The organism is Maritalea sp. S77, assembly GCF_049801075.1.
GTDB lineage: Bacteria > Pseudomonadota > Alphaproteobacteria > Rhizobiales > Devosiaceae > Maritalea.
The window spans coordinates 49,963-76,869 of the sequence record NZ_JBNAGG010000003.1; the positions used below are offsets into that span (position 1 = coordinate 49,963).

General features: G+C 55.1%; 31 protein-coding genes. 12 read left to right on the plus strand and 19 right to left on the minus strand.

All coding sequences use genetic code 11. From position 1 onward, the window contains the following. Position 1: 1 nt before the first annotated feature. The 4 genes from ACP15Y_RS11045 to ACP15Y_RS11060 form a co-directional block, all read right to left on the minus strand. Positions 2-1,465, minus strand: a complete 1,464-nt coding sequence (locus ACP15Y_RS11045) for an NAD-dependent succinate-semialdehyde dehydrogenase (protein ID WP_424983136.1) — start codon at positions 1,463-1,465, stop codon at positions 2-4. Positions 1,466-1,599: 134 nt separating this feature from the next. Continuing rightward, the gene (gene hpaD, locus ACP15Y_RS11050) at positions 1,600-2,580 is read right to left on the minus strand and encodes a 3,4-dihydroxyphenylacetate 2,3-dioxygenase (protein ID WP_424983137.1); all 981 of its coding nucleotides are present in this window, start codon (positions 2,578-2,580) and stop codon (positions 1,600-1,602) included. 62 nt (positions 2,581-2,642) lie between these two features. Then, complete coding sequence (gene hpaE / locus ACP15Y_RS11055; protein ID WP_424983138.1) at positions 2,643-4,157, minus strand: 5-carboxymethyl-2-hydroxymuconate semialdehyde dehydrogenase; 1,515 nt, start codon at positions 4,155-4,157, stop codon at positions 2,643-2,645. Further along, a complete protein-coding gene (locus ACP15Y_RS11060; protein WP_424983139.1) occupies positions 4,154-4,552 on the minus strand; it encodes a 5-carboxymethyl-2-hydroxymuconate Delta-isomerase in 399 nt (132 codons plus the stop codon). The genes hpaE and ACP15Y_RS11060 overlap by 4 nt, the downstream gene beginning before the upstream one ends. 139 nt (positions 4,553-4,691) lie before the next feature. Here ACP15Y_RS11060 and hpaR point away from each other — a divergent pair, with 139 nt between their 5' ends. Then, the gene (gene hpaR, locus ACP15Y_RS11065; RefSeq protein ID WP_133573725.1) at positions 4,692-5,114 is read left to right on the plus strand and encodes a homoprotocatechuate degradation operon regulator HpaR; all 423 of its coding nucleotides are present in this window, start codon (positions 4,692-4,694) and stop codon (positions 5,112-5,114) included. 24 nt (positions 5,115-5,138) lie between these two features. Here the strand turns inward: hpaR and ACP15Y_RS11070 are convergent, their stop codons facing one another. The 9 genes from ACP15Y_RS11070 to ACP15Y_RS11110 form a co-directional block, all read right to left on the minus strand. Then, positions 5,139-5,573 (minus strand): MaoC family dehydratase, encoded by a 435-nt coding sequence (locus ACP15Y_RS11070; protein ID WP_424983141.1) that lies wholly within the window; start codon positions 5,571-5,573, stop codon positions 5,139-5,141. After that, complete coding sequence (locus ACP15Y_RS11075) at positions 5,570-6,706, minus strand: thiolase family protein (RefSeq protein ID WP_424983142.1); 1,137 nt, start codon at positions 6,704-6,706, stop codon at positions 5,570-5,572. Before ACP15Y_RS11075 ends, ACP15Y_RS11070 begins: the two co-directional genes overlap by 4 nt. Then, positions 6,703-8,094 (minus strand): class I adenylate-forming enzyme family protein, encoded by a 1,392-nt coding sequence (locus tag ACP15Y_RS11080; protein ID WP_424983143.1) that lies wholly within the window; start codon positions 8,092-8,094, stop codon positions 6,703-6,705. The genes ACP15Y_RS11075 and ACP15Y_RS11080 overlap by 4 nt, the downstream gene beginning before the upstream one ends. Beyond that, the gene (locus ACP15Y_RS11085; protein ID WP_424983144.1) at positions 8,091-8,516 is read right to left on the minus strand and encodes a DUF1284 domain-containing protein; all 426 of its coding nucleotides are present in this window, start codon (positions 8,514-8,516) and stop codon (positions 8,091-8,093) included. The genes ACP15Y_RS11080 and ACP15Y_RS11085 overlap by 4 nt, the downstream gene beginning before the upstream one ends. After that, a complete protein-coding gene (locus ACP15Y_RS11090; RefSeq protein ID WP_424983145.1) occupies positions 8,509-9,135 on the minus strand; it encodes an energy-coupling factor transporter transmembrane component T family protein in 627 nt (208 codons plus the stop codon). Before ACP15Y_RS11090 ends, ACP15Y_RS11085 begins: the two co-directional genes overlap by 8 nt. Beyond that, complete coding sequence (locus ACP15Y_RS11095; RefSeq protein WP_424983146.1) at positions 9,129-9,791, minus strand: energy-coupling factor ABC transporter ATP-binding protein; 663 nt, start codon at positions 9,789-9,791, stop codon at positions 9,129-9,131. Before ACP15Y_RS11095 ends, ACP15Y_RS11090 begins: the two co-directional genes overlap by 7 nt. A 13-nt stretch (positions 9,792-9,804) precedes the next feature. Then, positions 9,805-10,347, minus strand: coding sequence for a biotin transporter BioY (locus ACP15Y_RS11100; protein WP_424983147.1), 543 nt, complete (start codon positions 10,345-10,347; stop codon positions 9,805-9,807). Positions 10,348-10,511: 164 nt separating this feature from the next. Then, positions 10,512-10,697, minus strand: coding sequence for a DUF3008 family protein (locus tag ACP15Y_RS11105; protein ID WP_424983148.1), 186 nt, complete (start codon positions 10,695-10,697; stop codon positions 10,512-10,514). 58 nt (positions 10,698-10,755) lie between these two features. Further along, positions 10,756-11,124: a PRC-barrel domain-containing protein gene (locus ACP15Y_RS11110; protein WP_424983149.1), complete on the minus strand. Its 369-nt coding sequence runs from the start codon at positions 11,122-11,124 to the stop codon at positions 10,756-10,758. A gap of 158 nt (positions 11,125-11,282) precedes the next feature. On the opposite strand from ACP15Y_RS11110, the gene ACP15Y_RS11115 reads away from it, so the two are divergent. Beyond that, positions 11,283-11,495 carry a hypothetical protein gene (locus ACP15Y_RS11115; RefSeq protein ID WP_424983150.1) on the plus strand — a complete coding sequence of 71 codons (213 nt, stop codon included), beginning with the start codon at positions 11,283-11,285 and terminating at the stop codon, positions 11,493-11,495. A gap of 216 nt (positions 11,496-11,711) precedes the next feature. Here ACP15Y_RS11115 and ACP15Y_RS11120 read toward each other — a convergent pair whose 3' ends face one another. The 3 genes from ACP15Y_RS11120 to ACP15Y_RS11130 all read right to left on the minus strand — a co-directional run bounded on the left by ACP15Y_RS11120 (position 11,712) and on the right by ACP15Y_RS11130 (position 14,430). Continuing rightward, positions 11,712-12,218 (minus strand): fasciclin domain-containing protein, encoded by a 507-nt coding sequence (locus ACP15Y_RS11120; RefSeq protein ID WP_424983531.1) that lies wholly within the window; start codon positions 12,216-12,218, stop codon positions 11,712-11,714. Positions 12,219-13,090: 872 nt separating this feature from the next. Then, a complete protein-coding gene (locus ACP15Y_RS11125) occupies positions 13,091-13,543 on the minus strand; it encodes a MaoC/PaaZ C-terminal domain-containing protein (RefSeq protein ID WP_424983151.1) in 453 nt (150 codons plus the stop codon). Next, positions 13,540-14,430, minus strand: a complete 891-nt coding sequence (locus tag ACP15Y_RS11130; protein WP_424983152.1) for a LysR family transcriptional regulator — start codon at positions 14,428-14,430, stop codon at positions 13,540-13,542. The genes ACP15Y_RS11125 and ACP15Y_RS11130 overlap by 4 nt, the downstream gene beginning before the upstream one ends. 189 nt (positions 14,431-14,619) lie before the next feature. Here ACP15Y_RS11130 and ACP15Y_RS11135 point away from each other — a divergent pair, with 189 nt between their 5' ends. Genes ACP15Y_RS11135 through ACP15Y_RS11180 form a run of 10 tightly spaced genes read left to right on the plus strand, consistent with a single transcriptional unit; the run spans position 14,620 to position 24,512 of the window. Then, positions 14,620-16,119 (plus strand): CoA-acylating methylmalonate-semialdehyde dehydrogenase, encoded by a 1,500-nt coding sequence (locus ACP15Y_RS11135; protein ID WP_424983153.1) that lies wholly within the window; start codon positions 14,620-14,622, stop codon positions 16,117-16,119. 6 nt (positions 16,120-16,125) lie between these two features. Continuing rightward, positions 16,126-17,268, plus strand: coding sequence for an acyl-CoA dehydrogenase family protein (locus ACP15Y_RS11140; RefSeq protein ID WP_424983154.1), 1,143 nt, complete (start codon positions 16,126-16,128; stop codon positions 17,266-17,268). Next, complete coding sequence (locus ACP15Y_RS11145) at positions 17,265-18,305, plus strand: enoyl-CoA hydratase/isomerase family protein (RefSeq protein ID WP_424983155.1); 1,041 nt, start codon at positions 17,265-17,267, stop codon at positions 18,303-18,305. Before ACP15Y_RS11140 ends, ACP15Y_RS11145 begins: the two co-directional genes overlap by 4 nt. Positions 18,306-18,336: 31 nt before the next feature. Then, complete coding sequence (gene mmsB, locus ACP15Y_RS11150) at positions 18,337-19,221, plus strand: 3-hydroxyisobutyrate dehydrogenase (RefSeq protein ID WP_424983156.1); 885 nt, start codon at positions 18,337-18,339, stop codon at positions 19,219-19,221. Positions 19,222-19,260: 39 nt separating this feature from the next. Continuing rightward, entirely contained in the window at positions 19,261-20,034 is a 774-nt protein-coding gene (locus ACP15Y_RS11155) for an enoyl-CoA hydratase-related protein (RefSeq protein ID WP_424983532.1), read from the plus strand. A gap of 2 nt (positions 20,035-20,036) precedes the next feature. Then, entirely contained in the window at positions 20,037-20,807 is a 771-nt protein-coding gene (locus ACP15Y_RS11160; protein ID WP_424983158.1) for an SDR family NAD(P)-dependent oxidoreductase, read from the plus strand. A 9-nt stretch (positions 20,808-20,816) separates the two neighbouring features. Next, complete coding sequence (locus ACP15Y_RS11165) at positions 20,817-21,998, plus strand: acetyl-CoA C-acyltransferase (RefSeq protein ID WP_424983159.1); 1,182 nt, start codon at positions 20,817-20,819, stop codon at positions 21,996-21,998. A gap of 33 nt (positions 21,999-22,031) precedes the next feature. Continuing rightward, the gene (locus ACP15Y_RS11170) at positions 22,032-22,781 is read left to right on the plus strand and encodes an electron transfer flavoprotein subunit beta/FixA family protein (RefSeq protein WP_424983161.1); all 750 of its coding nucleotides are present in this window, start codon (positions 22,032-22,034) and stop codon (positions 22,779-22,781) included. Then, positions 22,781-23,713 carry an electron transfer flavoprotein subunit alpha/FixB family protein gene (locus ACP15Y_RS11175; protein WP_424983162.1) on the plus strand — a complete coding sequence of 311 codons (933 nt, stop codon included), beginning with the start codon at positions 22,781-22,783 and terminating at the stop codon, positions 23,711-23,713. The genes ACP15Y_RS11170 and ACP15Y_RS11175 overlap by 1 nt, the downstream gene beginning before the upstream one ends. Positions 23,714-23,717: 4 nt before the next feature. Beyond that, positions 23,718-24,512, plus strand: a complete 795-nt coding sequence (locus ACP15Y_RS11180) for an enoyl-CoA hydratase-related protein (RefSeq protein WP_424983163.1) — start codon at positions 23,718-23,720, stop codon at positions 24,510-24,512. Between the two features lie 186 nt (positions 24,513-24,698). Here ACP15Y_RS11180 and ACP15Y_RS11185 read toward each other — a convergent pair whose 3' ends face one another. The 3 genes from ACP15Y_RS11185 to ACP15Y_RS11195 are packed head-to-tail and all read right to left on the minus strand — an operon-like array spanning position 24,699 to position 26,907. Beyond that, complete coding sequence (locus ACP15Y_RS11185; protein WP_424983164.1) at positions 24,699-25,487, minus strand: crotonase/enoyl-CoA hydratase family protein; 789 nt, start codon at positions 25,485-25,487, stop codon at positions 24,699-24,701. 2 nt (positions 25,488-25,489) lie between these two features. After that, positions 25,490-26,542: a S66 family peptidase gene (locus ACP15Y_RS11190; RefSeq protein WP_424983166.1), complete on the minus strand. Its 1,053-nt coding sequence runs from the start codon at positions 26,540-26,542 to the stop codon at positions 25,490-25,492. Then, complete coding sequence (locus ACP15Y_RS11195; protein ID WP_424983167.1) at positions 26,533-26,907, minus strand: DUF4440 domain-containing protein; 375 nt, start codon at positions 26,905-26,907, stop codon at positions 26,533-26,535. The genes ACP15Y_RS11190 and ACP15Y_RS11195 overlap by 10 nt, the downstream gene beginning before the upstream one ends.

The following is a 26,907-nucleotide window of genomic DNA, read 5'->3' on the forward strand; positions in this document are numbered from 1 at the left end:
ATTATTCCTCATTTTCCTTGATGCCGCCAAGGCAGACATATTTGAGTTCTAAAAATTCATCCAAGCCATAGTGGGAGCCTTCGCGGCCCAGTCCGGAATGTTTGACGCCACCAAATGGCGCTTCCGCAGTGGAGATAAGCCCGGTGTTCACGCCCACCATGCCATATTCCAATTCTTCGGCGACGCGCCAAACTCGGCTCAAATCATTGGCGTAGAAATAGGAGGCGAGGCCAAATTCAGTGTCATTGGCCATGTGCACCACATCAGCTTCGCTCTCAAACTTGAACAGCGGCGCAACGGGACCAAAAGTTTCTTCCGTCGCCACGGTCATATCTTGGGTGACGCCGGTCATGATGGTGGGTTCAAAGAAGGTGCCGCCCAAGCTATGGCGTCGGCCACCCAAGGTTACTTCCGCCCCCTTCTGCTTGGCGTCCGCAATATGTTCTTCCACCTTCTCAACTGCGCCCTGATCGATCAACGGCCCGAAGGTCACATCATCGGCAAAACCATCCCCGGTTTTGAGTTTCTGCAATGCTTCTTTCAGCTTTTGGGCAAATTCATCATAAATATTAGCCTGCACATATATACGGTTGGCGCACACACACGTCTGGCCATTATTGCGGAACTTGGCGATGATTGCTCCCTCCACCGCGTCGTCCACATTGGCATCGTCGAACACGATAAAGGGTGCATTGCCGCCCAGTTCCAGGCCGAGTTTTTTGATGGTTGGTGCACTTTGCTCATAGAGCATCGCCCCCACTTCCGTGGACCCGGTAAAGGTGATTTTGCGCACCACATCGCTGGCCGTCAGCGTAACGCCAATGGTTTTGGAGGAGCCAGTGACCACGGAGAACAATTCCATGGGCAACCCGGCGCGTTCCGCCAGCACGGCCAATGCAATCGCCGAGAACGGGGTTTGCGACGCGGGTTTCAGCACCATGGCGCAGCCTGCAGCGAGCGCTGGTCCGGCTTTGCGGGTGATCATCGCATTGGGGAAGTTCCACGGCGTGATGGCCGCCACAACGCCAACGGGCTGCTTCATCACCATGATGCGGCTATCGGTGCGGTGGGCCGGGATCAAATCGCCACAAACACGGCGCGCCTCTTCGGCGAACCATTCAATAAAGCTTGCGCCATAGGCGATTTCACCTTTGGCTTCGGAAAGCGGTTTGCCTTGCTCAATGGTCAGAATGGCCGCGAGGTCATCCTGATGTTCCATCATCAATTCAAACCAGCGACGCAGAATCTGTGCCCGCTCTTTTGCGGTGCGTTTGGCCCATTGCTTTTGCGCTTTGGCCGCTGCGGCAATCGCTTCTTCCACTTCTTCAGCGCCAATTTTTGGCAGCTTGCCCACAATATCACCAGTAGATGGATTTTTGACCGTCAGCATATCATCGCTGGTTTCAATCCATTTACCAGCAACTGGCAGGGCTTCGCGGAGCAATTTTGGGTCGTTCAGTTTCATGTCGCTTTCCTTTGTTGGCCGTTCAAGTCAAACGCCTCTTGGCGTTGGTGCGGGTTAATTGGTCAACGACTCAGTGCGTGAAAAGTTCTCGCCTTGCCGTTATCTTAGCCCCGTCCAACGCCAGTGGGTTCGCTTTATGGCGCCACAATAGGCTGCGCGGCCAATTGGCTGTCGCTGATTTCTGTATTGGCAAAGGTAGTGCCTTCCTCAAACCAGCTGCGCGGTGCTGGCGCCCCCCAAAGAGTTTGCCGCTGCGGATCTTTCAAATCCCACTTGATCGGTTCAAGGTCCGGATCAACGGTCATATAGTCTGAACAATAGATCTCAATCCGGTGACCATCTGGGTCGCGAATATAGAGGAAAAACGCATTTGAAATGCCGTGACGGCCCGGGCCACGTTCAATGTTTTCGAGATAGCCAGTTGTCGACATCAGATCAAGTAGATCGATGATGGCCAGCGGGTTTGGCACCCAAAAGGCCGTATGGTGCAAACGTGGGCCACGGCCATTGGTGAAGGCCATGTCGTGCACGCCACCTTTGCGGTGCATCCACGCCGCCCAAAGTTTTTTGCTCTCTTCATCTTCGGTATATTCGGTCACGCGGAAGCCGAGATCATTATAAAAGGCCACGCTTTCATCCACATTGGTGGAGAAGCAGTTGAAGTGGTCAATGCGCAAGGGCCGCACGCCTTTATAAAGCTTATATTGCTGATGGATTGGGTCGAGCTGGTTCATGCGTGCATAGAATTCCAGCGGGATGCCATGCAAATCCTGAGTGCGCAATGTGCGGCCCTGATGTGGACGTTCGATCCATTCGCTGGGCAGGCCTTTTTCTTTGAAATAGATTTCAGCCTTGTCCAATTCCTGCTCATCATAGACCTTGAAGCCCAGCACATTGGCTTCAGCTTTCTGGCCTTTGCGCAGAATGATACAGTGATGATTGCGTTCTTCCAAAGCACGCAAAAACACTGTTTCGCTATCTTCGTAAGAGATTTGCAACCCAAGCGTATCAGCATAAAAAGCTTTGCTGGCCGCCAAATCGGTCACCATAAATTCCACATGAGACAGGCGAACAATGTTGAAGTCGGGATATAAATTACTCTTGGGTACAGGCATTTTAACGGATCTCCTCAACGCGGCCTAAAACCGCAAACTCAATTCTTATTTGTGGGGCGGGCTTAGCCACCCAATTTTGGAATGGCATGTGCGGTGGTGGCAAAAGCGATGTTCTTTGTCTCCATGTAGAAATCAAAAGACCAATCGCCGCCATCGCGGCCGATGCCAGAACTTTTCACGCCGCCAAATGGCGATGGCAAATGGCGTACATTTTCTGAATTTACCCAGATCATGCCCGCTTCTAGCTGTTCGGTGAAGCGCAAGGCGCGGGTCACATCTGAAGTCCACACATAACCTGTGAGGCCATATTCGGTGTCGTTGGCGATGCTTAGCGCTTCTTCTTCGCTGTCAAATTTCATGGCGCTCAAAACGGGGCCAAAAATCTCTTCCCGAGCGATGCGCATATCGTTGGTGACATTGGTGAACAAAGTCGGCTCCACATAGCAGCCGGTAAACCCTTCCGCTTTCTTGCCGCCAGCAGCAACAGTTGCGCCTTCCTTCGGGCCGATCTCAAGATATTCCAGCACTTTCTTTTCGTGCACTGGATGGATCAACGGGCCGACCACGGTTTGCGGGTCAAGCGGGTGCCCCACTTTGATGTTTTTGGCTTTTTCCGCCACCTTGGCAGTGAATTCATCATAGATGGATGATTGCACCAACAAGCGTGATGAAGAGGTGCAACGCTCGCCGTTTAGTGAGTAGATCATGAACACGGCTGCATCTGCTGCGCGGTCCAGATCGGCATCATCAAAAACCACCACCGGGTTTTTGCCGCCCAGCTCAAAGTGGAAGCGCTTTAATGTGTCGGCGCCCTGCTTCATGATCATGGAGCCGGTGCGGCTTTCGCCCACAAAGCCCACCGCCTTGATGTCGGGATGCTCGGTGAGCGCCTTGCCGGCATCTTCGCCAAAGCCATTCACCAGGTTCCACACCCCTTTTGGCAGGCCTGCCTCTTCTGCGATCTCCACCAATAGGCGCGCGGTAAGCGGCGAAAATTCCGCAGGCTTGTGCACAATTGTACAGCCTGCCGCTAGCGCTGGGGCGATTTTCCAGGTCGACAGCATAAACGGCGTATTCCATGGGGTGATGATCCCAACGGGGCCGATTGGCGAGCGTGCTGTAATGTTCAATTGATTGTTGGCGCGCAAGGCTTCGCCATCGCGGGCCATTGGCGCACGATCTGCGAAAAAGCGGAAATTCTCTGCCCCGCGCAAAGCGGCTTTAGACATGAAGCGGATGGCTTGGCCCGTATCCATGCTTTCAACAAACGCAATTTCTTCGGCCCGCGCTTCAATCGCATTGGCAATGCGGTGCAACAGCTTCTTGCGTTCTTTGCCTGGCATCGCAGCCCATTCCGCAAAGCTTGCCTTTGCCGCTTTTGCAGCTTTGTCGATATCCGATGCGCCGCCGCGCGCAACCTTTGCAATCGGCTCTAGATCAACCGGCGAGATAATTTCGAACTGCTCGCCGCTATCTGCTGCAACTGATTGCCCTGCAATATGGTTCAACACACCCTCTTTGCGAAAGCGTTCTAAATAGGATTGTGCCTTTTCAATATTGGTCTTCAGGTCGGTCATGCGTTAGATCCTGTTGCTCGAATGCGTTTATGGATGGTGTTGCGCTTCCAACTCAATTCGGCGTCAATTTCGCGAATTTCGAGTGAAAGAGCAAAATGTTCGGTTTCGAAAAGCGATGCCAATTCGGCCTCAGCGCGTGCGATCAGCGCTTCGCCCACCTGCTTTTTCTCTTCTTGGCTGCGGCCTTGACCAATGCGCAAATTGATATCGACAAATGCATTTTCCGCATGCAAATCCGCAATGGCATAATGATCTGCTCGGAAAGCGCGCACGCGCACGCCGCCTTTTTCAAACGGCCCTGCATTGATCATCACCTCATGCAGCGCATGGCAAAGTGCGTTCATATCAATCTTATCAGCCAGGTTGGCTGAGTATTCTATGCTCAAATGCGGCATAGTTGCCTCCGTCCCAATATTGTTTAACGTGTTAAATATATTTTTCTCTCTTGTCAAGCATCAAAGGAAAAGGCTTGCCCCAATTCAACAATCCCGCAATAAAGGGTGCCAAGTTTTTTGAAGCCGGATGGAAAGAAATATGTTTCCACAAAGTACCCGCCGCTCACTGCCAATGGCCCTGTTGCGTGCTCGCGAATCTGTCATGTCTCATTTTCGGCCAATGCTGGCTGCGCACAATGTGACCGAGCAACAATGGCGGGTGCTCCGTGTTGTTGATGAAGAAGGCCCGTTGGATGCCACCGAAGTGGCGAACCGTGCTTCTGTGTTGGCGCCGAGCCTTACGCGCATCATCAAAACGCTTGAAGATCGCGGTTTTATTCTGCGCCGCCGGGCCGATGATGATGGCCGCCGCGCCGTGCTTTCTGTCACCGAAAGCGGCAAAGCTTTTATTGAAGCCATCTCGCCAGAACAGCGCCGCATCTATCAGTCGCTAGAAGAAAAATATGGCGTTGAGCGCATTGAAAAACTTCTCGATCTGCTCGAAGAATTTGTTGAAGAATAGGGCTTTTAGCACATGCCAATCTGATCAGTCGGCCAGATTATTGGTGGTAAAATGGTCGTTCATTTCCAACGTCACCACCACTTGTCCTGCGCGTGCACATCGCACCTGATAGGTCACATAGGCAGCATCTTTGTGCATCCGCACTTGCGCGATTTCGGCCATATAGAATAGTGGCTCTCCAAGTTTGACAGGGGCTTTAAAACGCACCTTGTCGTATCCAACGCTCATGCCAATTATGGTGTCAGATAATTTCAAATGCTGCTGTACAAACTGGGGTACGAGGCTCACCAGCAAGTTGCCAGGAATGATCGCTTCATCGCCCTGATGAATCGCATTTGCATCGCCCGAGGCCTGCAAGAAGGCCGCCAGCTGAGCTGGCGTCACCGCTCTCGGTGAGGCATCCTCAAATGTTGTGCCCATATATTCTGGCCAATCGATGATCTGTATTATCTCGATCATTTTTGCATCACCATGGCTGATCCTATTCCACCCGCGCCAGCGATGGCCGCCAAACCATAAGCCCCAGCTTCAAGCCCCCGCAATTCATAAAATAGACGCACCAAATTGATCGCACCGGATGCCCCGATGGGATGGCCCCGCGCCAAGGCCCCTCCGCCTAAATTGGTGCGGTCGAGCGGCAAATCTGTTTCCTTAAGACAGGCCATGGCCTGCACGGCAAAAGCTTCCATCATTTCGATCACTGAGATATCTGCTGCGCTAAGCCCAAGCTGTTGCAAAACATCTTGAATGGCAGGTATAGGCACCAATGCAGGCATGGCCGGATCGCTGCCCCTGCTGATACCGCCACATAGTTTTACTGCGCGATCTTGCCATTGTGGATGCGCCTTCAGCATGGCTTCAGACACCAAAAGGCAAAGCCCCGCCCCATCCGCTTCCACAGCGGTGGTGGCCGCGGTGAGGCCTGTTTCTTTGTCGCCGGTCAGCACGGGCAGTTTGGCGCACAGTCTGGCGCTGAGCTGGCGGGTGAATTGATCTTGGTCGATGTCTGCGATGGGCACAATTTCATCGTGCAGTCTAGCCGACGCATCTATCGCCTTTTGATGGCTGAGGATGGCAAAGTCTTCCTGCGCAGCGCGGCTGGCCCTGCGCGTAGCCGCCAATTGCGCCGCTGCGTCGAGCATATCCGGATCTTGCGTCGGGTCTGGGGCAAAGGGTGGGCGCTGATATTCTTGGTCGGGCGCACCGTTCAATCCGCGGGCGATGCGTCGCGGTGCGGTGCTATAGCTTTCCACGCCCCCCGCCAGCACCGTTTGCGCCGCCCCGGCCCCGATCATATGCATCCCCATTTGCACCGCATCCATGCCGCCGCAGCATTGGCTGTCTAGCGTGATCGCGGGTACGCTTTGGGGCAGGCCCGCCGCCAGCCCGACCATGCGGGCCACATTGCCGCCGCCCGAGAGGCCATTGCCCAACACGACATGGTCGATCTGGGCCGTGTCCAGCGCGGATTCCTGCAACAGCGCCTGCACGATTGGGGTGGCCAGCTCATGGGGGCGCAAATTGGCGAACGCGCCGCCGCGCGGTACTACCGCGCTGCGCTTTGCCGCCACCATATAGACCCCGTTGCTCATGTCAGCTCCTGCAATTGGTTTGCCTGCCATTGGGCATTTAACTTTTGCAGATCGGTTTTGCCCGAACTGGTGTATGGCCAATCGCCTGCGGCAAACAGATATTGCGGCATTAAATAGGGGGTGAGATGCGGGCGCAAGTCACTCAAAATCTGGGCGCGCGACTGCGTGGTTTCTAGCTGTAGCGCCGCAACGATCTGGTGGCCACGCTTGGGGTCGGACTTACCCCACACGGCGGCATGGGCAACGTACGGTAATTTCTGCAAGGCCGCTTCAATTTCCTCCGGCGCCACATTGCGGCCACTGACGGTGAACATGCGGTCCGCCCGCCCCACCAGATGCAAGTTCCCCTGCGCATCTACAAAGCCTGTATCGCCAACGCTGATCCGGTTCGGCATATCGCGCTGCCCCGCTTCGGTGAGGTAAGTTTTAAACGCCAGTGGACTTTGCACAAAAACCTGCCCGGTTTCGCCCGGCGGCACAGGCTGCCCCTCTTCATTCAAAATTTCGATTTGCACCGGAGAAAGCGGCTTGCCCACAAGGCTTGCCGCATCGTCTTGCTGCACGGGCCGCGCCGCGACATAGCTCAGCTCGGACGTGCCGTAAAACTCGATTAGGTCAGCCTTGGGAAAACGACCTTTCACCTTAGCCGCGAGGTGTGGGGCCAATTTCGAACCCGTGCAGAGCACTTTGCTCAAATTGGGATAGGTGCCTTTGGCGGCGTTCACCAGCGCATCCAATTGCGTCGGCACGGCAAACAGCATCGCTTGTTCATGCTGTTCAATCTGCCGCAATAAAGCGCCGGGGTGGAAGTTGGGTAGCAGCGCAATTTTCGCCCCCGCCACCAGGCCGCGAATGGCCGCATAGGTGAACAGCGAATGGGCAAAACTGCCGGCCACCAGAATGGTTGATTGCGCGGTGACTTCAGAGAAGGGTTGGTCTGCTTCAAAGCTGGCCAGCCAAGAGCTTTCGTGCCGCAAACAGCCTTTGGGTAGTCCGGTGGAGCCGGAGGTAAAGCAGGTATAGTGCGCATCACCTTCCGGCGCGTCGCCGCCCCGCAAACTGGTCCAAGCGACTTGATCAATCAGCAGGTCTGGCCGCACAAAGTTCAAGATGCGTTGCTGCGTTTCAGCGGGCCAATTGGGATCAAAATAGATCGTGTTTCGCGCCACATTCAGCGCCGCAATAAACAGCACCAGCGCTTCCACCGAGGTGGGCAGGGCCAGCGCAACTTGATCAGGCGATCCCTTATCGCGCAGCCGCGCTTCCGCCGCTTCGATCTGTGCCAGCAACGCGCCCGCAGTCAGCACTTCTTGTCCGGCAAATAGGGCTAGCCGATCCGGATCGCTACTCAGATGATGTTTGATCCGCGCGACAATTTCCGAGCTCATTTATCTGCCAGCAAAAGTGTGTTTTGAAACCCTTCAGAGGCGATCTGATCGCAGAAGCCGCGCCATTGGCAATCAAAGCAGCCACCGCGAATTTGATTGTCGCGGAAGGCGGCGCGCATCTTATCGGTAAACAGCTCTGCTGGGGCGATTTCATCGCCCACATTCAGCTCGCGCCCGAGCAGCGCTGAAATGTCCGCCAGCGCCAATTGATCGCGTTGATCAATGCGCGGCTCATAACAATGGCTGCCGTCGCAGTCTTTCACGCTTCGGCAAATCTCGTCGGGTCGATCCACAATCTGCATCATTTCATTGGCGCGCATGCGCTTTGTGATCGCTTTAAAGTCGCGTTCAAATTGGCGGCTATAGCCGCGTCCGGCAAAGGTCAGCGCACACAGCAGATGATGGCCGCGAATCTTAATCATGGCGCGGTTCTTTCTCGCCCAAAGGCGCCCCGGCAGACCGGGCATCAACGGCCTGAGCAATATCATCTGCAGATTTCAGCGTCCGGATCATGGTGGGCGTGATCAACGCCCGCCAATTGCGGCCCAACCCACGCGCCTTTTGCGCCTCGCGCACTTCCTGATAGGTTTCGCGCACCATGGGGATAAACCGCAAGGATAGTGAAAAGGCGAGGCCCACCTTTTCCGCAACTTCCGCGCCAAATAATTTGCCGACACTACGCTCAATGCCTTCAATCATCTCGCTGGTTTTGCTGGTCAGGGTCAGCAAAGTCGCCGCCACGATCATGATCGCAAAGCGCAACACCACATAAAGGCCGAACTGCCAATCATTGAGCCAAAGCTGCACCAAAAAGATCAGTATTAGCACCCAAAGTGCCGGCCGCATCGCCTGCCACGCCAGCGACAGCGGCAATTTCGCTAGCAGATAACTCGCCAGCACCAACGCAATCGCCGCGCCCAGAAACCACCAGTTTTGCACCAGAAACAGCGCCGTACAAAACACAAACAGCAGTACAATCTTCCACCCCGACGGGGTGCGGTGCACGATGCTGTTGCCGGGCTTATAAAGGCTGATCAGCATGAGAGGTCGCGATAGGTTTGGATGATCTCAGTTGGCGCGCCATCCGCATGCAATTTGCCCTCATGGATCAACAACAGCCGATCCATTTGGGTCATCAAATCCAGATCGTGGCTGACGATAATCAATTGCTGCTCCAACTTGTCCAACATGGAAATCAGCATGGCGCGATTGCGCAAATCTAGCAAGGTGGTGGGTTCATCGAGAATGATATGTTCGGGCTGCATGATCAACACCCCGATCAGCGCGATCAGCTGTTTCTCGCCGCCGCTCAGCTCGTGGGTGAGGCGTTCGCGCAGATGGGTGAGATTGAATTTTTCAAGCAGCGCATCGCTGCGCGCTTTGATCTCTGCTTTGCTGAGGCCGGACTTTTTCAGGCCAAAGGCAATGTCCTCCTCAACCAGCGGCATCACCAATTGATTGTCCGGGTTTTGAAACACAAAGCCGACGCGGGCGCGGTGTTCCGCAATGTCTGCATCGCCCACGCGCACTTGGCCACTGGTACATGGCTCCAGCCCATTAAGCATTTTGACAAAGCTTGATTTGCCGGAGCCGTTGTGCCCGATAATGCCAATGCGGCCTTCGGTCAGTTTGGCCGAAAGGTCGGACAGGATGGTCCGTCCGTTTTTCACCAAACTGGCCGAGACAATTTCAATCATGGGCGCAATGCCCCTATTTCTTGATGATCGGGTAGGATTTTGAAACGGACACAATCACCAATGCAGCGATCACGGCTTTCACCAGATCACCGGGGATAAAGCCCATGGAGCCGGTAAAGGCTTGGCCAAGTGAAATGCCTGCGACCACAGAAATCCACGGAATGCCAATGGCATAAAGCAACACAATGCCGCCCACCACGCTGGCGATAAAGGCATTGATATAGTTGAGATTATTCCAGAAGCGCTCGACCAGCAGGCCGACCACAAAGGCGGCCACGATCCAACCGAGCAAGAAGCCGCCGCTTGCGCCGAAAAACACGCCGACGCCACCACGGCCACCCGAAAGAAGCGGCAAGCCAACGGCGACCAGCGCCAAGAAAAGGACCATCGAAAGTGCGCCACGCTTCGCGCCAAGCACGCCACCAGCGAGCATTACGCCCAAAGATTGCGCGGTGATGGGCACGGCGATAACCGGCAACGTGATTGGGGGAAACACCCCGAGAACAGCCATAATGGCGGCGAAAAGTGCGATCAAAACGATGTCACGGGTGGTCATGCTTTCTTCCCCTCAAGCAAGTTAGTCGGCAAGGGTGTTAACGCATTTAACTTGGCGTGACAATTTCATTTGGCAATTCTTATTTGACCAAATGGAAAGTCAAAAGTGTGGACTATGCCTTTTCACTTCACAAGATACTTCAGGTTAACTCACTGAACAAACATCTAATTTTCGACATGTTCTGGCTTGTCACCATGTTCGGTTTCGGCAAATTCGCGCAGTTCATTTTCGCTCATACTGTCATACATTTCTTTGGCTGCGCCTTCTAGACCGCTGACATTCATGTCTCCGCGCTTGGCGGCCAATGCCATGCCAGCGGCTTTCTGCTGTGCTTTAGATTTTGCGGGCATGTCTGGCTCCCGTACATTGGCACCGCCGCGCCAAATGCGGCGCAGCGGCTTGAAGTTGCTAGATAAAATAAGGTGGTGTGCCGAAGTGATGATAGACGCGATGCTCAAACTCGCGGTCATTCAACGCTGTGACCTCTTCAGCTGAGAAGGTTGGAGCCGACTTCAGCTGCTCTTCGGGCACATCGAGTTTGTAGCCACCAAGTTCAGTGTCGTAATCGAGCTTTTCCCATGGCACGGTGTGATAATCCTCGCCCATGCCCAGAAAGCCACCGATGGACAGGATCGCGTGCGCCACTTTACCAGTACGCTTGTTGATCATCACGGATTTCACCGTGCCCATTTTCTCGCCTGCAACATCGTAAACCTTTGTACCGTCTACTTTTTCTGCGGCGATCAGATCATGTGTTTCGTCGAGTACAATTTGCATTTCTTCCTCCTTTCGTCGCCTCAATGGCGACAGATGAGATGCAAGAAAAACGCGCAGCTCGCGTTTTTGGTTCCCAAACTTTTTACGCAAGATATTGCGGAGGCTGAGGAACAATCCGCATTGCTTAGCGTTGCGCCAACAACCAAAGGAGCAGAAAAATGGCCAATAAATTCATTATATTAGGCATTGCAGCGCTGCTTTGTGCGGGCGCATCTTTGCTGGTGGAAACATTCATTTTCGGTGGTGGGGTTAACCCAGATCGGATTGTGCAAGAAAGCTTCTTTTTGCCACTTAGCTTCATCCTGCTGCTCATTTCAGGTGCATTCCTGATTATTGGCAGCATGATCAAGGTGGCGCGGGCGAGCAATTAGGTTCCATAAAACTGAAATCGACGCCAGAATTTTATCAGAATTCTAGAAAATTATTGCGAATTTATACAGAGATTGCTTTGGAATTTCAGTGAATTCTTTTCTGGTCAGTTTGCATCAGAAAGTGCCAACTTATTTGACACTGCAATTTTGCATGAAAAAGCGGCGCCACCGCGGTGGGGCCGCTTTTCTGCCTAGGTCGAGGGACGAACCTAAAGCTTAATGACAGGCAGGGCGCGTGCCGGGCAGGAGGACTTTGTCGATCACATGGATCACGCCATTGTCCGCATGGATGTTGGCAACGACCACATTGGCCACATCGCCTGTACCATCAGCAATGGTGACACCGCTGCCATCAGAAGTGATGCACAGGCGTTCGCTGGTCAAAACCGGCTTGAAATAGTTCGAACCGTGCGGGAAATCAGCGGCACGCAACAGACGATCATCAACGTGATAGAGCAACACATTGGTGAGCTGATCTTTGTTTTCCGGCTTGAGCAATGTTTCAACTGTGCCCTCGGGCAAAGCGTCGAAAGCTGAGTTGAGCGGGGCATAGACGGTGAATGGACCGTCTGAGTTCAAAGTGTCGACCAAGCCAGCGGCAGACACAGCAGCGACGAGGGTTGAAAAGCGGTCGTCGTCAGAAGCGATTTCAACGATGGTTTGCGCTTGCGCAGCTGTGGTGAGCGCGAAAGCTGTGGCAATTGTGGCCACGATCTTGCGGATGGATTTCATTGTACTTACCTTTGTTTGGCTAAGCGCCGTAATTGATGTTTGCAGACCAATTAACGGTAATGCGCGGGTTCTGGATCACGGAACCCGCGCGCTTAGCGCCGCTTTTCAGGTAAACAATCTGTTGTCAAAGTCGCTGTTTGATCGATTTTCGTTGACGATGTTACGGAAGTTGATCGTGTGAACATGTGTGTTGCGGCGCGCAGTTTCCGTCAGGTTTCGCGCAGCGGACAGTACATCCGCCAGCCGCCAATGCTGCATGGATCCTCGGGTCAGGCCCGAGGATGACCCGGTGGTGGGGTTGATGACCTGCCAAGGCCGTTTGCACAGGCGCGTTAGGAACTTGCTAGCGCTTATGATGTGCGGGCTTGCTGGCTCTGCCAAGGTTTTCACACGCCGCCATCGTTCGCTGTGCTCCCATTTTTCTGCCCTCGCGCCGGACAGGCTGGCCCGGCACCCCGGCTCTTTGTCGCGCCGCCGTCGTTCGCTTTGCTCACTACCCCGGCACCCCCGCCATTTTTTCTTGCCGCCACCGGTCGCTGCGCTCCCGTCCCCGGCACCCCCGGCTCTTTTTTCGCGCCGCCGTCGTTCGCGGTGCTCACTACCCCGGCACCCCCGCCATTTTTTCTTGCCGCCACCGGTCGCTGCGCTCCCGTCCCCGGCACCCCCGCCAATGTGTGCCCCGCTAATATGCTGTGCAGGGCGAAGCAACACCCCTCACGTCATTACCAGACTTGATCCGGTAATCCATGTAGCGGTTGTAACAAAGCATAGAGACGGATGTAGTGCTCGTTCACCATTGCTGGGTGGCCCCGGATCAAGTCCGGGGCGGTCGAGAGGAGGTTGGCGCTCTGCAAACGGGGATGTTACGCCTCGCGGCACGGGACCAGGCAGGTCCACTTTTGGGTGGCGACGAGCTTGCCGGTGTCGAGATTGACCGTGTTCAGCAAAATGCCGACATAGCCGCGCGGGGCGGTGCGGGATTTGGTGAGCTCGACGATTTCGCCCTTCACCGTGACGCTTTCGCCCGGATAGACCGGGGCGGCGAATTTTAGGTCGTCAATACGCATACCAATCAAGGGGTTTTTTCCGAAGGGCTTGATCAGCGCCATGAGGCGCATGGTGGCGGAAAGGGTTTGCCAGCCGGAGGCGATGATGGTGCCGAAGGGGCCATCTTTCGCCTCGTCCTCATTCACATGGATGAATTGAGGGTCATATTCTGAAGCGAATTCGTGCACTTTTTCGGCTGTCAGCGTGTAGGTTTCGGTTTCGAATTTTTCGCCGAGGGTCAAATCTTCAAAATAACGGGTCTTTGTCATGCTCTTGCTTTCAGGCGCTGTTGCACATCTTTGGTGATGAAATCGGCCACCGTGCGCACACGGGTCAAATGGGCCAAATCTTCGTGAATGGTGAGCCACAGATCGCGCTTGATCTCCACCTCATCGGGCAGGATGGGAATCAGGTTGGTGTGATCTTTAGCGATATAATCAGGCAGGATGCAGACCCCGGCCCCATCAACCGCCAATTGCACTTGCACATGCAGGCTGGTGGCGGTGAGGTGGGCTTTGAGCGAGGGGTCAACGCTGGGGATATAATCCAGTTCTTTGTCGAAAATCATGTCGGGAATATAGCCGATGCCGCGCACGCGCTTCAGGTCGCGGCGGGTGACGATTTCCGCGTGATTATCGAGATAGGTTTGCGCGCCATAAATATGCAGGGCATAGGACGCGATCTTTCGGATCTTCACGCGGCCGGTTTGCGGCCGTGAGCCGGTGATCACAAAATCAGCTTCGCGCTTGGAGAGCGAGAAGTTGCGCGGCACGGTGATCAATTGCACTTCCAATTGCGGGTGCAGGCGGCAAAGTTCTGCCGCGCCTTCGGCCAACAGGAAACTGGCCACGCCTTCATGGGCGCCGATGCGCACGGGGCCGGACAGGTCCGACCGCTTGTCGCTCAATTCATCAATGGCCCGCATGGCGTCGCTTTCCACCTGCTCGGCGATGGGCAGCATTTTGAGCCCGGCGTCGCTCAAGGCATAGCCCTGGGGCGAGCGGTGAAACAGCTTGGTTTTAATATTGTCTTCCAGCGCGGCAATGCGGCGCGACACGGTGGCGTGATCGACGCCCAGCTGGGCGGCGGCCAAAGTGAGCGTGCCGTGGCGGGCCACAGCGAGGAAAAACCGAAAATCGTCCCAATTGGTGCGCATAATGGCGTGAGATTAGCTGATGTGTTACACTATAGCTACTGTATTTTTGCACAATGGTTTTGCTTGATTTGTTGTTGAACGCCCATTCACGCACAATATGATGCGGGCGATATGTTTTTAAGGCGCAGTTTGCGCAGCGCACAGCGATAGCTGATTTTGCGCGCAAGGGATCTGGAGGAGGCCCGAGCAATGAACGAGATCACCCACTTTATCAATGGCGAGCATGTGAAAGGCACATCTGGCCGCTTTGCCGATGTGTTGAACCCGGCAACTGGCGACGTGCAAGCCAAAGTGCCGCTGGCCAGCAAGGACGAATTGGCCAAAGCCATCGAAATCGCCAAGGAAGCGCAAATCGCGTGGGGCAACACCAATGCCCAACGGCGTGGCCGCGTGATGATGAAATTTGTTGAGCTGTTGCACCGCGATATGGACAAACTGGCGGAAGCCCTGTCACGCGAGCACGGCAAAACCTTGCCCGATGCGAAAGGCGATGTGGTGCGCGGGTTGGAAGTGGCCGAGTTTTCCATCGGTGCGCCGCATTTTATGAAGGGCGAATATAGCGCTGCCGCCTCAACTGGCATCGACATTTACTCCATGCGCCAACCTTTGGGCGTTGTGGCGGGCATTACGCCGTTCAACTTCCCGGCCATGATTCCAATGTGGAAATTCTGCCCCGCGATTGCGGCGGGCAATGCGTTTATTTTGAAGCCATCAGAGCGCGATCCCTCTGTGCCGAACATGCTGGCAGAACTGATGATTGAAGCAGGCCTGCCCAAGGGCGTATTGAATGTGGTGCATGGGGACAAAGAAGCCGTGGACGGTATTTTGGACCATGACGATATTCAGGCCATCGGCTTTGTGGGCTCGACCCCGATTGCGGAATATATCTATTCACGCGGGTCAGCCAACGGTAAGCGCGTGCAATGTTTTGGTGGCGCGAAAAACCATATGATCATTATGCCCGATGCGGACATTGACCAAGCGGTGGATGCGCTGGTGGGCGCTGGCTATGGCGCGGCGGGTGAACGCTGCATGGCCATTTCTGTTGCCGTGCCTGTGGGCAAGGAAACTGCCGACAAATTGGTGGCGGCGCTGAAACCCCGCGTGGAAGCGCTGCGGGTTGGCCCTTACACGGAAGGCGATGATGTGGACTTTGGCCCGCTGGTGACCGGGGATGCGCTGAAGCGCGTGACCGGGCTGGTGGATAAGGGCGTTGAAGAAGGCGCAGACCTGGTTGTGGATGGGCGCGGCTTTAAGCACAGCACCAATCCCAACGGATTTTTCATCGGCCCTTGCCTGTTTGACCATGTGACCGAAGGCATGGACATCTATAAAGAAGAGATTTTCGGCCCTGTGCTTTCTGTGATGCGGGCAGAAACTTATGAGGATGCGGTGGGCTATGCCATGCGCCATGAATATGGCAATGGCGTTGCGATCTTCACCCGCGATGGCGACACCGCGCGTGACTTCACCCACCGGATCAATGTGGGCATGGTCGGCGTGAACGTGCCGATCCCCGTGCCGCTCGCTTATTACACCTTTGGTGGCTGGAAGCGCTCTGGCTTTGGCGACTTGAACCAGCACGGCCCGGATGCGTTCCGCTTCTATACGCGCACCAAAACTGTGACCTCGCGTTGGCCTTCTGGCGTGAAAGAAGGCGCGAGCTTTACCATTCCTGTTATGGAGTAATCCGAGATGGATTTTGCATTAAGCGAAGAACAAAGCGCCATTTTTGATATGGCGCGGGAATTTGCCGCCGAGAACATTGCGCCGAACGCGGTGGAATGGGATCAGGCCAAGCATTTTCCGCTGGATGTGATCAAGCAAACAGCCGAATTGGGCATGGCGGGCATTTATGTGCGCGACGACATTGGCGGGTCTGACCTGACGCGGCTGGACGCGGCGCTGATTTTTGAAGCCCTGTCTCATGGGTGCCCGGCCACGGCCTCGTTCCTTTCCATCCACAATATGTGCGCTTGGATGATCGACACTTTTGGCAGCGAAGAAATGCGCCAAGCGTGGGGGCCACAGCTTTGCACCATGGACAAGGTCGCCAGCTATTGCCTCACCGAGCCGGGTTCTGGTTCGGACGCGGCGGCGCTCAAAACCACAGCCAAACGGGACGGCGATCACTTTGTGCTCAGTGGCACCAAGAGCTTTATTTCTGGTGGCGGCGTGTCTGATCTTTATATCGTGATGGCGCGCACCGGCGAAGAGGGTCCGAAGGGCATTTCGGCCATCTTGGTGGAAAAGGGCACCGAAGGCCTGAGCTATGGCGCCAATGAAAAGAAGATGGGCTGGAACGTGCAGCCTACCTCTGAAGTGGTGATGAACAATGTGCGCGTGCCGGCCAGCAATTTGCTGGGTACGGAAGGCGACGGGTTCAAATATGCCATGAAGGGGCTTGATGGCGGACGGTTGAACATTGCGGCCAGCGCCTTGGGTGCGGCACAAGCCGCGCTCGACAAGACGCTGAACTATATGGAAGAGCGCAAAGCCTTTGGCAAAAGCATCAACCAGTTTCAGGCGCTGCAATTCCGCCTTGCCGACATGGAAATTGAGCTGCAAGCGGCACGCACCTTCCTTTACAAGGCAGCATGGACTTACGACCAGCAATTGCCAGAGGCGACCAAATATTGCGCCATGGCCAAACGGTTTGTGACCGACACCGCCTTCGATGTGGCCAACCAAGCGCTGCAGTTGCATGGCGGTTATGGCTATTTGGCTGATTATGGCATTGAGAAAATCGTACGGGATTTGCGGGTGCACCAGATTTTGGAAGGCACCAACGAAATCATGCGCCTGATTGTGGCGCGGCAACTTTTGAGTGCAAAATGAGCGACAAAGACGTTCTGATTTCGAGCCAAAATGGGGTTGGGCACATTGTGCTCAACCGCCCAAAAGCCTTGAACGCGCTCAGCCATAAAATGGTGCTGGATATGCTTGAAGCCATGAAAGCATGGCAAGGCGATCCAGACATTCATGCAGTGCTGATTGAAGGCGCGGGTGACCGCGCTTTTTGCGCAGGCGGCGACATTCAAGCGGTTTATGAAAATGGCCGCACCGACCATGATGGCGTGATGCAATTTTGGCGCGACGAATATGAATTGAACGCCCTGATCGAGAATTACACCAAGCCCTATGTGGCCATGATGCATGGCTTTATTATGGGTGGTGGCGTGGGCGTTTCGGCCCATGGCAGCCACCGGATCGTGACCGACAATTCCATTATCTCTATGCCGGAAACCGGCATTGGCTTTTTGCCCGATGTGGGCGGCACCTATTTGCTGTCTCGCGCACCGGGCGGCTTAGGGTATTTCTACGGGTTGACCGGCGGGCGCATGACTGCCGATGATGCCATCTATTGTGGATTTGCGGATTATTACGTACCGGAGGACAAGTTTAACGCGCTGAAAGAGGCCATTTTGGCAGGTGGCGATGTGGATGAGTTGATCAAAGCCCATGCGGCAACACCGCCAGAGGGCGATGCACGCTGGCACCACACGCAGATTGCTGACTGGTTTGACGGCAAGAGTTTTGACGAAGCGATGGCAGCGATTGAAGCGGATGAAAGCGAGTTTGCGCAAAAGGCCCTGAAGGTTTTGAAGCGCCAGTGCCCGCTTTCAGTGAAGTCCACGTTCCGCGCCATCAATGACGCCAAGAATATGGACAGCATCGAACCTTGTTTGGGGCAGGAATTCCGCTATGCGGATGCCTCGCTTTATGAGTTCAATTTTTACGAAGGCATTCGCGCCGCGATTATTGAAAAGGATCGCAATCCGCAATGGGTGCCTGCAACACTTGACCAAGTGACGGAGCAAATGGTGGACGCCATGTTTAAGCCGCTTGGGGACAAAGAGCTGAAACTGAAATAGCCGTTTTTCGGCCTGTCTTTGGGAGGACAAGATGAAAATTGCATTTATCGGATTGGGCAATATGGGTGGCCCCATGGCGGCCAACCTCACCACCGCCGGGCACGAAGTGCTCGGCTTTGACCTGAACCAAGAGATTGCCCAAAAGGCAGCGGCGCATGGCGTGAAGCTGGCGCACAGCGCCGAAGGCGCGGTGGAAGGCGCTGACGCTGTGATCACCATGTTGCCGAACGGCAATATTGTGCTGAGCGTTTATAAGCAACTTTTGGGGCTGGCCAATAAGGGCACTGTTTTCCTTGACTGTTCGACCATTGATGTGAAAAGCGCCGAAGAGGCGCACGCTATGGCGAAAGAGGCAGGCATGTTGAGCCTTGATGCGCCCGTATCTGGTGGCGTGGGCGGCGCGGAAGCGGGCACCCTAACCTTTATGGTGGGCGGCAGCGACGATGCCTATGGCAAGGCCAAGCCGCTGTTCGACATTATGGGACAAAAGGCCGTGCATTGCGGCGAAGGCGGCGCGGGACAAGCGGCCAAGATTTGTAACAATATGCTGTTGGCTATTTCCATGATCGGGGCGGCGGAAGCATTTAACCTTGCGGACAAGCTCAACCTCGATAAATCCGCATTATTTGATGTCATTTCCACATCATCCGGCTCTTGCTGGAGCGTGAATACATATTGTCCGGTGCCGGGCGTTGGGCCTGAAAGCCCCGCTGACCGGGACTATAAGCCAGGTTTTGATGCGAGCTTGATGCTGAAAGATTTGAAGCTGAGCCAAGATGCGGCGGCACAGAGCGACGGGGTGACCCCCCTTGGCGCGCACGCCACATCATTGTATGAAAAGTTTGTCGAAAAACACGGCGTGGGGCACGATTTTTCCGGCATCATCAACGATTTGGATGCGCTTGGTAAAAACTAGGCGCATTCATTTCTAATTATGATCGAGGTAAAGGACAGCGTGATGACCGATGTTATTTTGGTGGAGCAGGTCGAGCGGGTGGTCAAGATCACCCTCAATCGACCGGACGCCCTGAATGCGCTCAATTTAGAGGTGATGGAGGCCGTTGCCTCCGCGCTTGAGCAATATGATCGCGACCCGAATGTGGGCTGCTTTGTGATCACCGGATCAGAAAAAGCATTTGCCGCCGGGGCAGACATTAAAGAAATGCAAGACAAAACCGCAACCGACATGCTGAACGCAGATTGGTTTGCCGGGTGGGATCGCCTGTCGCGCATTCGCACGCCGATTTTGGCGGCGGTGAACGGCTATGCCCTTGGCGGCGGCTGCGAGTTGGCGATGATGTGCGATGTGATCTATGCAGGTGACCGCGCCAAGTTCGGCCAGCCAGAAATCAAGCTCGGGGTTATCCCCGGCATGGGCGGGTCGCAACGGCTGACCAAGGCCGTGGGCAAATATAAAGCCATGGACATGATTTTGACTGGCCGCATGATGGACGCCACGGAAGCGGAGCGCTGCAATTTGGCGGCGCGGGTTTTTGATGCTGGCAGCTTGGTGGATGAAGTGATGAACATCGCCAAAGAGATTGCCGGATTTGGCAAACTCTCTGTGATGGCGGGCAAGGAAGCGGTGAACCGCGCGCTTGAGGGCGGCTTGACCGAAGGCGTTTTGTTTGAACGCCGCAGCTTCCACGGCTTGTTCTCCAGCCACGACCAAAAAGAAGGCATGTCTGCGTTTAGCGAAAAACGCGACGCCAATTTCAAGGGTGAATAATTATGCATATTGATGACAAGCTAACCGTCGTTGTTTCGGGCGGCGCATCCGGTTTGGGCGAAGGCGTGGCGCGGCATTTGGCCGTTTTGGGCGCAAGCGTTGGCATTTTCGATTTGAACGAAGAAGCCGGGCAGAAAGTGGCCGACGATATTGGCGGGGCATTTGCCAAAGTTGATGTGTCAGATAGCGAGAGCGTGGCGCAGGGCTTTGAGCATGTGCGCGGCCAGTTGGGACAAGAACGGGCAATGGTAAATTGCGCGGGCATTGCGCCGGGCGCCAAAACCGTGGACCGCGAAGGCAACCCACATGATGCGGGCCTGTTTGCGAAAACTTTGGGCGTTAATTTGATCGGCAGTTTTAACTGCGCATCGCAATCAGCAGCGGGCATGGTGAAACTTGACGGTGTGGGCAGCGAAGGCGAGCGCGGTGTGATCATCAACACGGCATCGGTTGCCGCCTATGAGGGGCAGATTGGCCAAATTGCTTATTCCGCATCTAAGGGCGGTATTGTAGGCATGACCCTACCGATGGCGCGGGACTTGTCGCGCGATGGCGTGCGGGTGCTCTCGATTGCGCCGGGCATCTTTTTAACCCCGATGATGAAAGGCTTTTCGCAAGAGGTGCAGGATTCTTTGGCAGAGAATACGCCGTTTCCTAAACGGTTGGGCCATCCCGAAGACTTTGCCAAGCTTGTTGAACATATCATCATCAACACCATGTTGAATGGCGAGACCATTCGCTTGGATGGCGCGGTGCGCTTGCAACCGCGATAGGAGCATTTCATGACGGATCATATTGTAATTGTTGATGCAGCCCGCACCCCAATGGGTGGGTTGCAAGGCGATTTGGGCACAGTGACCGCCCCCGAATTGGGCGCAGCCGCCATTAAATCTGCTGTGGAGCGCGCAGGCCTGAAACCGGGAGATATCTCTGAAGTGCTGATGGGCAATGTGCTGAATGCTGGCGTCGGCCAAGCCCCGGCGCGGCAAGCCGCTTTGGGCGCGGGGCTAACCCTTGGCACACCTTCCACCACCATTTCAAAAGTGTGCGGCTCTGGCATGAAGGCTGTGATGCTGGCCCATGACCAACTCAAAGCAGGCAATGGCAACATTGCTGTGGCTGGTGGCATGGAAAGCATGACCAATGCGCCTTATTTGTTGCCCAAAATGCGTGGTGGTGCCCGCATGGGCCACACCGAAGTGATTGACCATATGTTTTTTGACGGGTTGCAAAATGCATATGGTGAGCACGAATTGATGGGCCAATTTGCTGAGAACTGCGCCGGAAAATATAGCTTTAGCCGTGAGCAACAAGATGAGTTTGCCCTCAACTCGTTGAACAAGGCTTTGAAAGCGCAGGAAAGCGGCGCGTTTGCCAAAGAAATCACCCCTGTGACCGTTAAAAGCCGCAAGGGTGACACTGTGGTGGAACAAGACGAGCAGCCCGGCAATGCCCGCCCGGACAAAATTCCTAGCTTGCGCCCAGCCTTTGCTAAAGACGGGACCGTGACTGCAGCCAATGCGTCTTCCATTTCTGATGGAGCGGCGGCGTTGGTGCTGATGCGGGAAAGCGATGCCAAAGCAAAAGGCTTGAACATCCGCGCACGGATTATCGCCCATCAAAGCCATGCGCATGAGCCAGGCTGGTTCACCACTGCGCCTGTGCCTGCCATGCAAAAGCTGATCGACAAGATCGGCTGGGCCGTGGATGATGTAGATCTTTGGGAAATCAACGAGGCCTTTGCCGTGGTGACCCTCGCGGCGATGCATGATTTAAAAATCGACGCAGATCGCGTCAATATTCACGGCGGCGCTTGCGCCCTTGGCCACCCAATTGGCGCTTCTGGCGCCCGTATTCTCGTAACGCTCTTGCATGCACTTGAACACACCTCTAAAAAACGAGGTGTTGCGTCGCTTTGTATTGGTGGGGGCGAAGCAACGGCCATGGCAATCGAGATTGTTTAGATTGCCGCTTAAACAAATACGGAGACCGATAAGATGAAAATTCTTGTGCCCGTGAAACGGGTCGTTGATTACAACGTCAAAATCCGCGTGAAAGCGGATGGTTCTGGCGTTGACCTCGCCAATGTGAAAATGAGCATGAACCCCTTTGACGAGATTGCCGTTGAAGAGGCGTTGAAGCTGAAAGAAGCTGGCAAAGCAGAAGAAGTGATCGTGGTGTCGATCGGCCCAGACAAGGCGCAAGAGACTTTGCGCACCGGTTTGGCCATGGGCGCTGATCGCGGCATTCTGATCAAGACAGATGAAACTGTTGAGCCGCTTGATGTGGCCAAATTGCTGAAAGCTGTTGTGGATGAAGAACAGCCACATTTGGTGATTTTGGGCAAGCAGGCCATTGATGATGATGCCAACCAAACAGGCCAAATGCTGGGCGCGCTACTCGGCTGGGGCCAAGGCACTTTTGCTTACACTGTTGAACTCAACGACAATGGTGTAGATGTGACCCGCGAAGTGGATGGCGGTTTGCAAACCGTATCGCTCTCGCTGCCCGCGATCATCACCACAGATTTGCGTCTCAATGAGCCGCGCTATGCCTCTTTGCCGAACATTATGAAGGCGAAGAAAAAGCCTTTGGACGTTAAAGAGCCAGGCGATTTTGGCGTTGAGATAAAAAACCGTTTGACCGTTCTTGAAACCACCGAACCGCCAAAACGCAAAGCGGGCATTAAAGTGGGTTCTGTTGCAGAGCTGGTTGATAAATTGAAGAACGAAGCGGGGGCAATCTAATGACGACACTTTTGATTGCTGAACATGACAATAAAAGCTTGAACGAAGCCACCTTGCGCGCGGCCAGCGCAGCAGCGCAATTGGGCGACGGCTTTGATGTGTTGGTGGCTGGCGAAGGCGCAGGCGATGTGGCAGCGGAAGCAGCAAAAATCGCCGGTGCAGGCAAAGTGCTGCATGCAGACAATGCCGCATTTGCCAATCAATTGGCTGAGCCAGTGGCCGATCTAATCGTCTCCTTAGCCGACGGCTATGATGCGATTGTGGCCCCGGCCACCTCAAACTGGAAAAACACCCTGCCCCGCGTGGCGGCCTTGCTTGATGTGATGCAGATTTCTGACATTACCGAAGTGGTGAGTGGCGATACGTTTGTGCGTCCGATTTATGCAGGCAATGCGTTCCAGAAAGTGCAGACCAGCGACGCCAAAAAGGTGATCACCGTGCGCACTACCGCATTTGAAGCGGCCGCACTGGATGGCAGTGGCAGCGTTGAAGCCGTGGACAAAGCCCCGGACAATGCAATCTCCAGCTTTAAAAGCGAGCAATTGGCCGGGGGCGACCGGGTTGAATTGGCGAGCGCCAAAGTTGTTGTTTCTGGCGGTCGTGCTTTCGGCTCCAAGGAGAAGTTCAACGAACTGCTTGAGCCTTTGGCTGACAAGCTGGGCGCTGCGCTTGGTGCCTCTCGCGCAGCGGTGGATGCGGGCTATGCCCCGAACGATTGGCAAGTGGGCCAAACCGGCAAGGTTGTGGCACCTAAGCTTTATATCGCCATCGGCATTTCTGGCGCAATCCAGCACTTGGCAGGCATGAAGGACAGCACCACCATCGTGGCGATCAACACCGATGAAGATGCCCCTATTTTCTCTGTGGCTGATTATGGCCTTGTGGGCGATTTGTTCACGCTGGTGCCTGAGCTGACAGCGGCTTTGGACTAATCAGATGAGCTTGCCCACGCTCACCGATGCCAAATTAAGTTTGGATGCGGGCGTGGCCACGCTGACATTTTGCCGTGAGGACGTGTTGAACGCCCTCACCGGCACCAACCTGATCGACGATATTATCGATACCCTTGATTGGGCCGAGGCGAGCCCAGACGTTTGTTGCGTGATCCTTACAGGCACTGGCAAAGGCTTTTCATCTGGCGGCAATGTGAAAGACATGCACGAACGCACGGGCATGTTTTCTGGCGGGGTGGACGATATCGCGGCGGCCTATAAGGCCACCATCCAACGCATTCCGATGAAATTTGCCGAACTGAGCGTGCCCGTAATCGCCGCGATCAATGGCGTGGCCGTAGGCGCAGGCTTTGACCTGACCGCCATGTGCGACATCCGCATCGCCGCAGACCATGCACGGTTTGGCGAAAATTTCGTCAATATGGGGCTGATCCCCGGCGATGGCGGCGCTTATTTCTTGCAGCGCGTGGTGGGCTATCAACGTGCGGCAGAACTGACCTTTACCGGAAGGCTATTTGACGCCCTAGAGGCCAAAGACATCGGCTTTCTGCTGGATACTGTGCCTGCCGACCAATTGATGGACCGAGCCACCACACTGGCACAAGAAATTGCCGCCAAACCACGCTATCAAGTGCGGCAATCAAAATTGCTGATGCGCAAAGCTCAGCAGATGAATCTTTCTGACTTTTTGGATCATACCGCTCTCGTGCAAGGCACCTGCCACCATTCAGACGCGCACAAGGATGCGGTGGCGGCGTTTGTGAATAAGGGCAAATAATCATTTCAATCTAGGCCTCAGCCAAACGATCTCGCCCTGTTCTACATTACCGCAGCAATCCCCCAGCCCTTGATCCCGCCCCACAAGGGGGAGGGAAATAGAATTCGCATAGGAAGAGCTATGGCGCTGGTCGCAATTGGATTACCGGGTGAAGCCCGGTAATGACAGGGTGGTGGATTTGTTGGCCTATCTCACCCAATTGGCTTTGCGCTTATCGAAAAACGCACCGATGCCTTCTTGCGCGTCTGGTGTTTCCCAAGTGTCGGCCAATTGGCGGATGGTGTCGTCAATCAGCGCTTCATCCAGCCGCGGGCCAAGTTGACGGGCGAGTTTTTTCGCGGCGGTGACGGCCTGCGGCGAGGTGGCGAAATAGGGTTTGATTTCAGCTTCGACGGCCTCATCCAGCAGTTCAAAGGGCACTGATTTGGCCACAAGACCCAATTGTTGCGCCCGATCTGGCCCAAGCAGAGCGGCTGAGAAGAAGACCTGACGAGCATTGCCCTCACCCATGCGCGCTAACACATAAGGACTGATGGTGGCAGGGATCAGGCCCAGCTTGGTTTCGGTGAGGCCGAATTTGGCGTGATCTGCCGCCACCACAATATCGCACACCGCCATCATGCCGACGCCGCCGCCAAAGGCATTGCCATTGACCTTGCCAATCAGCGGCTTCTCCAGCGTATTTAGCGCGAAGAGCATCATGGCCAGCTTTTTCGCTTCGGCCATGCGGGTCGCCCGATCCGCGTCAAATTGCTCGCGCATCCAGTTGAGGTCACCGCCGGCACAAAAGCTCTTGCCCGCGCCCGTGAGCACCACCACGCGGATCGCCTTATCTCGATTAATCTCAGCCGCCGCAGCGGTGAGCTCAGCAATCATATCCGCGCTCATGGCATTGTGTTTTTCGGCACGATTCAGCGTCAGCGTGGCGACGCCTTGTTCATCGGTTTCCAGTGAGATGGTGGTGTAGTTGGGCATGGTCAATCCTCGCGGCAAGCGCGTTCAAGAATGGAAAATTGAAGATTGTCGCAATCTATTTCAGCTAGAGCGCCATAGGGCAGCACACACATGGGATCGGTGTGGCCGAAATCCATCTGTGCCATGATGGGCAGGTCAGGTTGAGCAAACTCGTCGCGCACCACTTCCTGGGTGGCGCGGTCATATTGGCGCAAATCGCTAACGCCGCCTCCGGGGCGGCCGATCAGAATACCGTTCAACCGATCGAAAACGCCCTGCACACCCAGATTGCGCAAAATGCGTTTGATCGCATCGGGCGCGGGGGCATCTTCAGAGGTTTCAATAAACAGGATGGCGTCGTCAAACAATTCGGCATCAGGCCAGATGCTGGTGCCGACCAGCATGGGCAGCACATCAATACAGCCGCCTATCAATCGCCCCTGCACTTTGCCGCTGCCTTGCAGGCAGGTGCGGCCCAAAGCGCGTTGCACTTTTCGCTTTTGGCTTTGCAATTCTGGCTTGGCCCAATCGAGCATTTCGACGGTCCATTCCGTGGCGGCGGGCACCGCGCCCACCGGTTCGCTGGAAAACAGACATTTGCACACGGCCTGCTCCATATAGGGAAAGATGCCGCCATTTTCGCCAAATCCGGCCATTATGGCCGGGCCATAGAAGCTGGAGAGGCCCGCTTTCAGGCAAGCGAAATGCAATATGGTGGTGTCAGAATAGCCCATGAAGATTTTTGGATTGTCGACGATCACCTGCCCGTCGAGATAAGGCAGCAATCGAATAGAATCGTCGCCCCCAATGGCGGTGATGATCGCTTTGACTGATGGGTCCGCGAAAGCGGTCATCAGATCTTCAGCTCGCGCTTTGGGGTTTTGCGCCACCCATTCTGCCGGTTTTGTGGCATGGGGCATATCCACCACCTCGACGCCGAAGACTTCAGCCAATTGGCGTTTGCCCGCCTCATAGCGATGGGGAAACTGCCCCGCACCGCCCCAGGAGGGGGAGACCACGGCAACCTTATCGCCAGGTGAGAGCTTTTGCGGCTTAGTGAGATTGGCTAGGGACATGGCGTGCCCTGATTAAAGCGGAGCTGCCATTGATCGTTGGTTTTGGTCCAGAGCGAAGCGCGGTTGGCGCGTTCGGTTGTGCCGTGGCGGGTCAGTTCGCTCAGATAGGTGACCAGCACGCTATTTTCGTCGATGGCGGTGATTTTGAAATTTGGGAGCGGCAAACGGACGGGGATTTCGCCTGTTTCGCCTGCTGCCCGCAGCAGCTCGTCCCGCGTGTAGGTGCGGCCTGAGCGGCCGAACTCGAAAAAATCTGGGGCAAAGCATTTGTCCATTTCCGCACGATTATAGCGGGTTTCGGCGCGCCACAAGTCTTCCTCTAGGCGGTAAAGCTGCTCTTTCAACTCTTCGGTCAGCGCAATCAT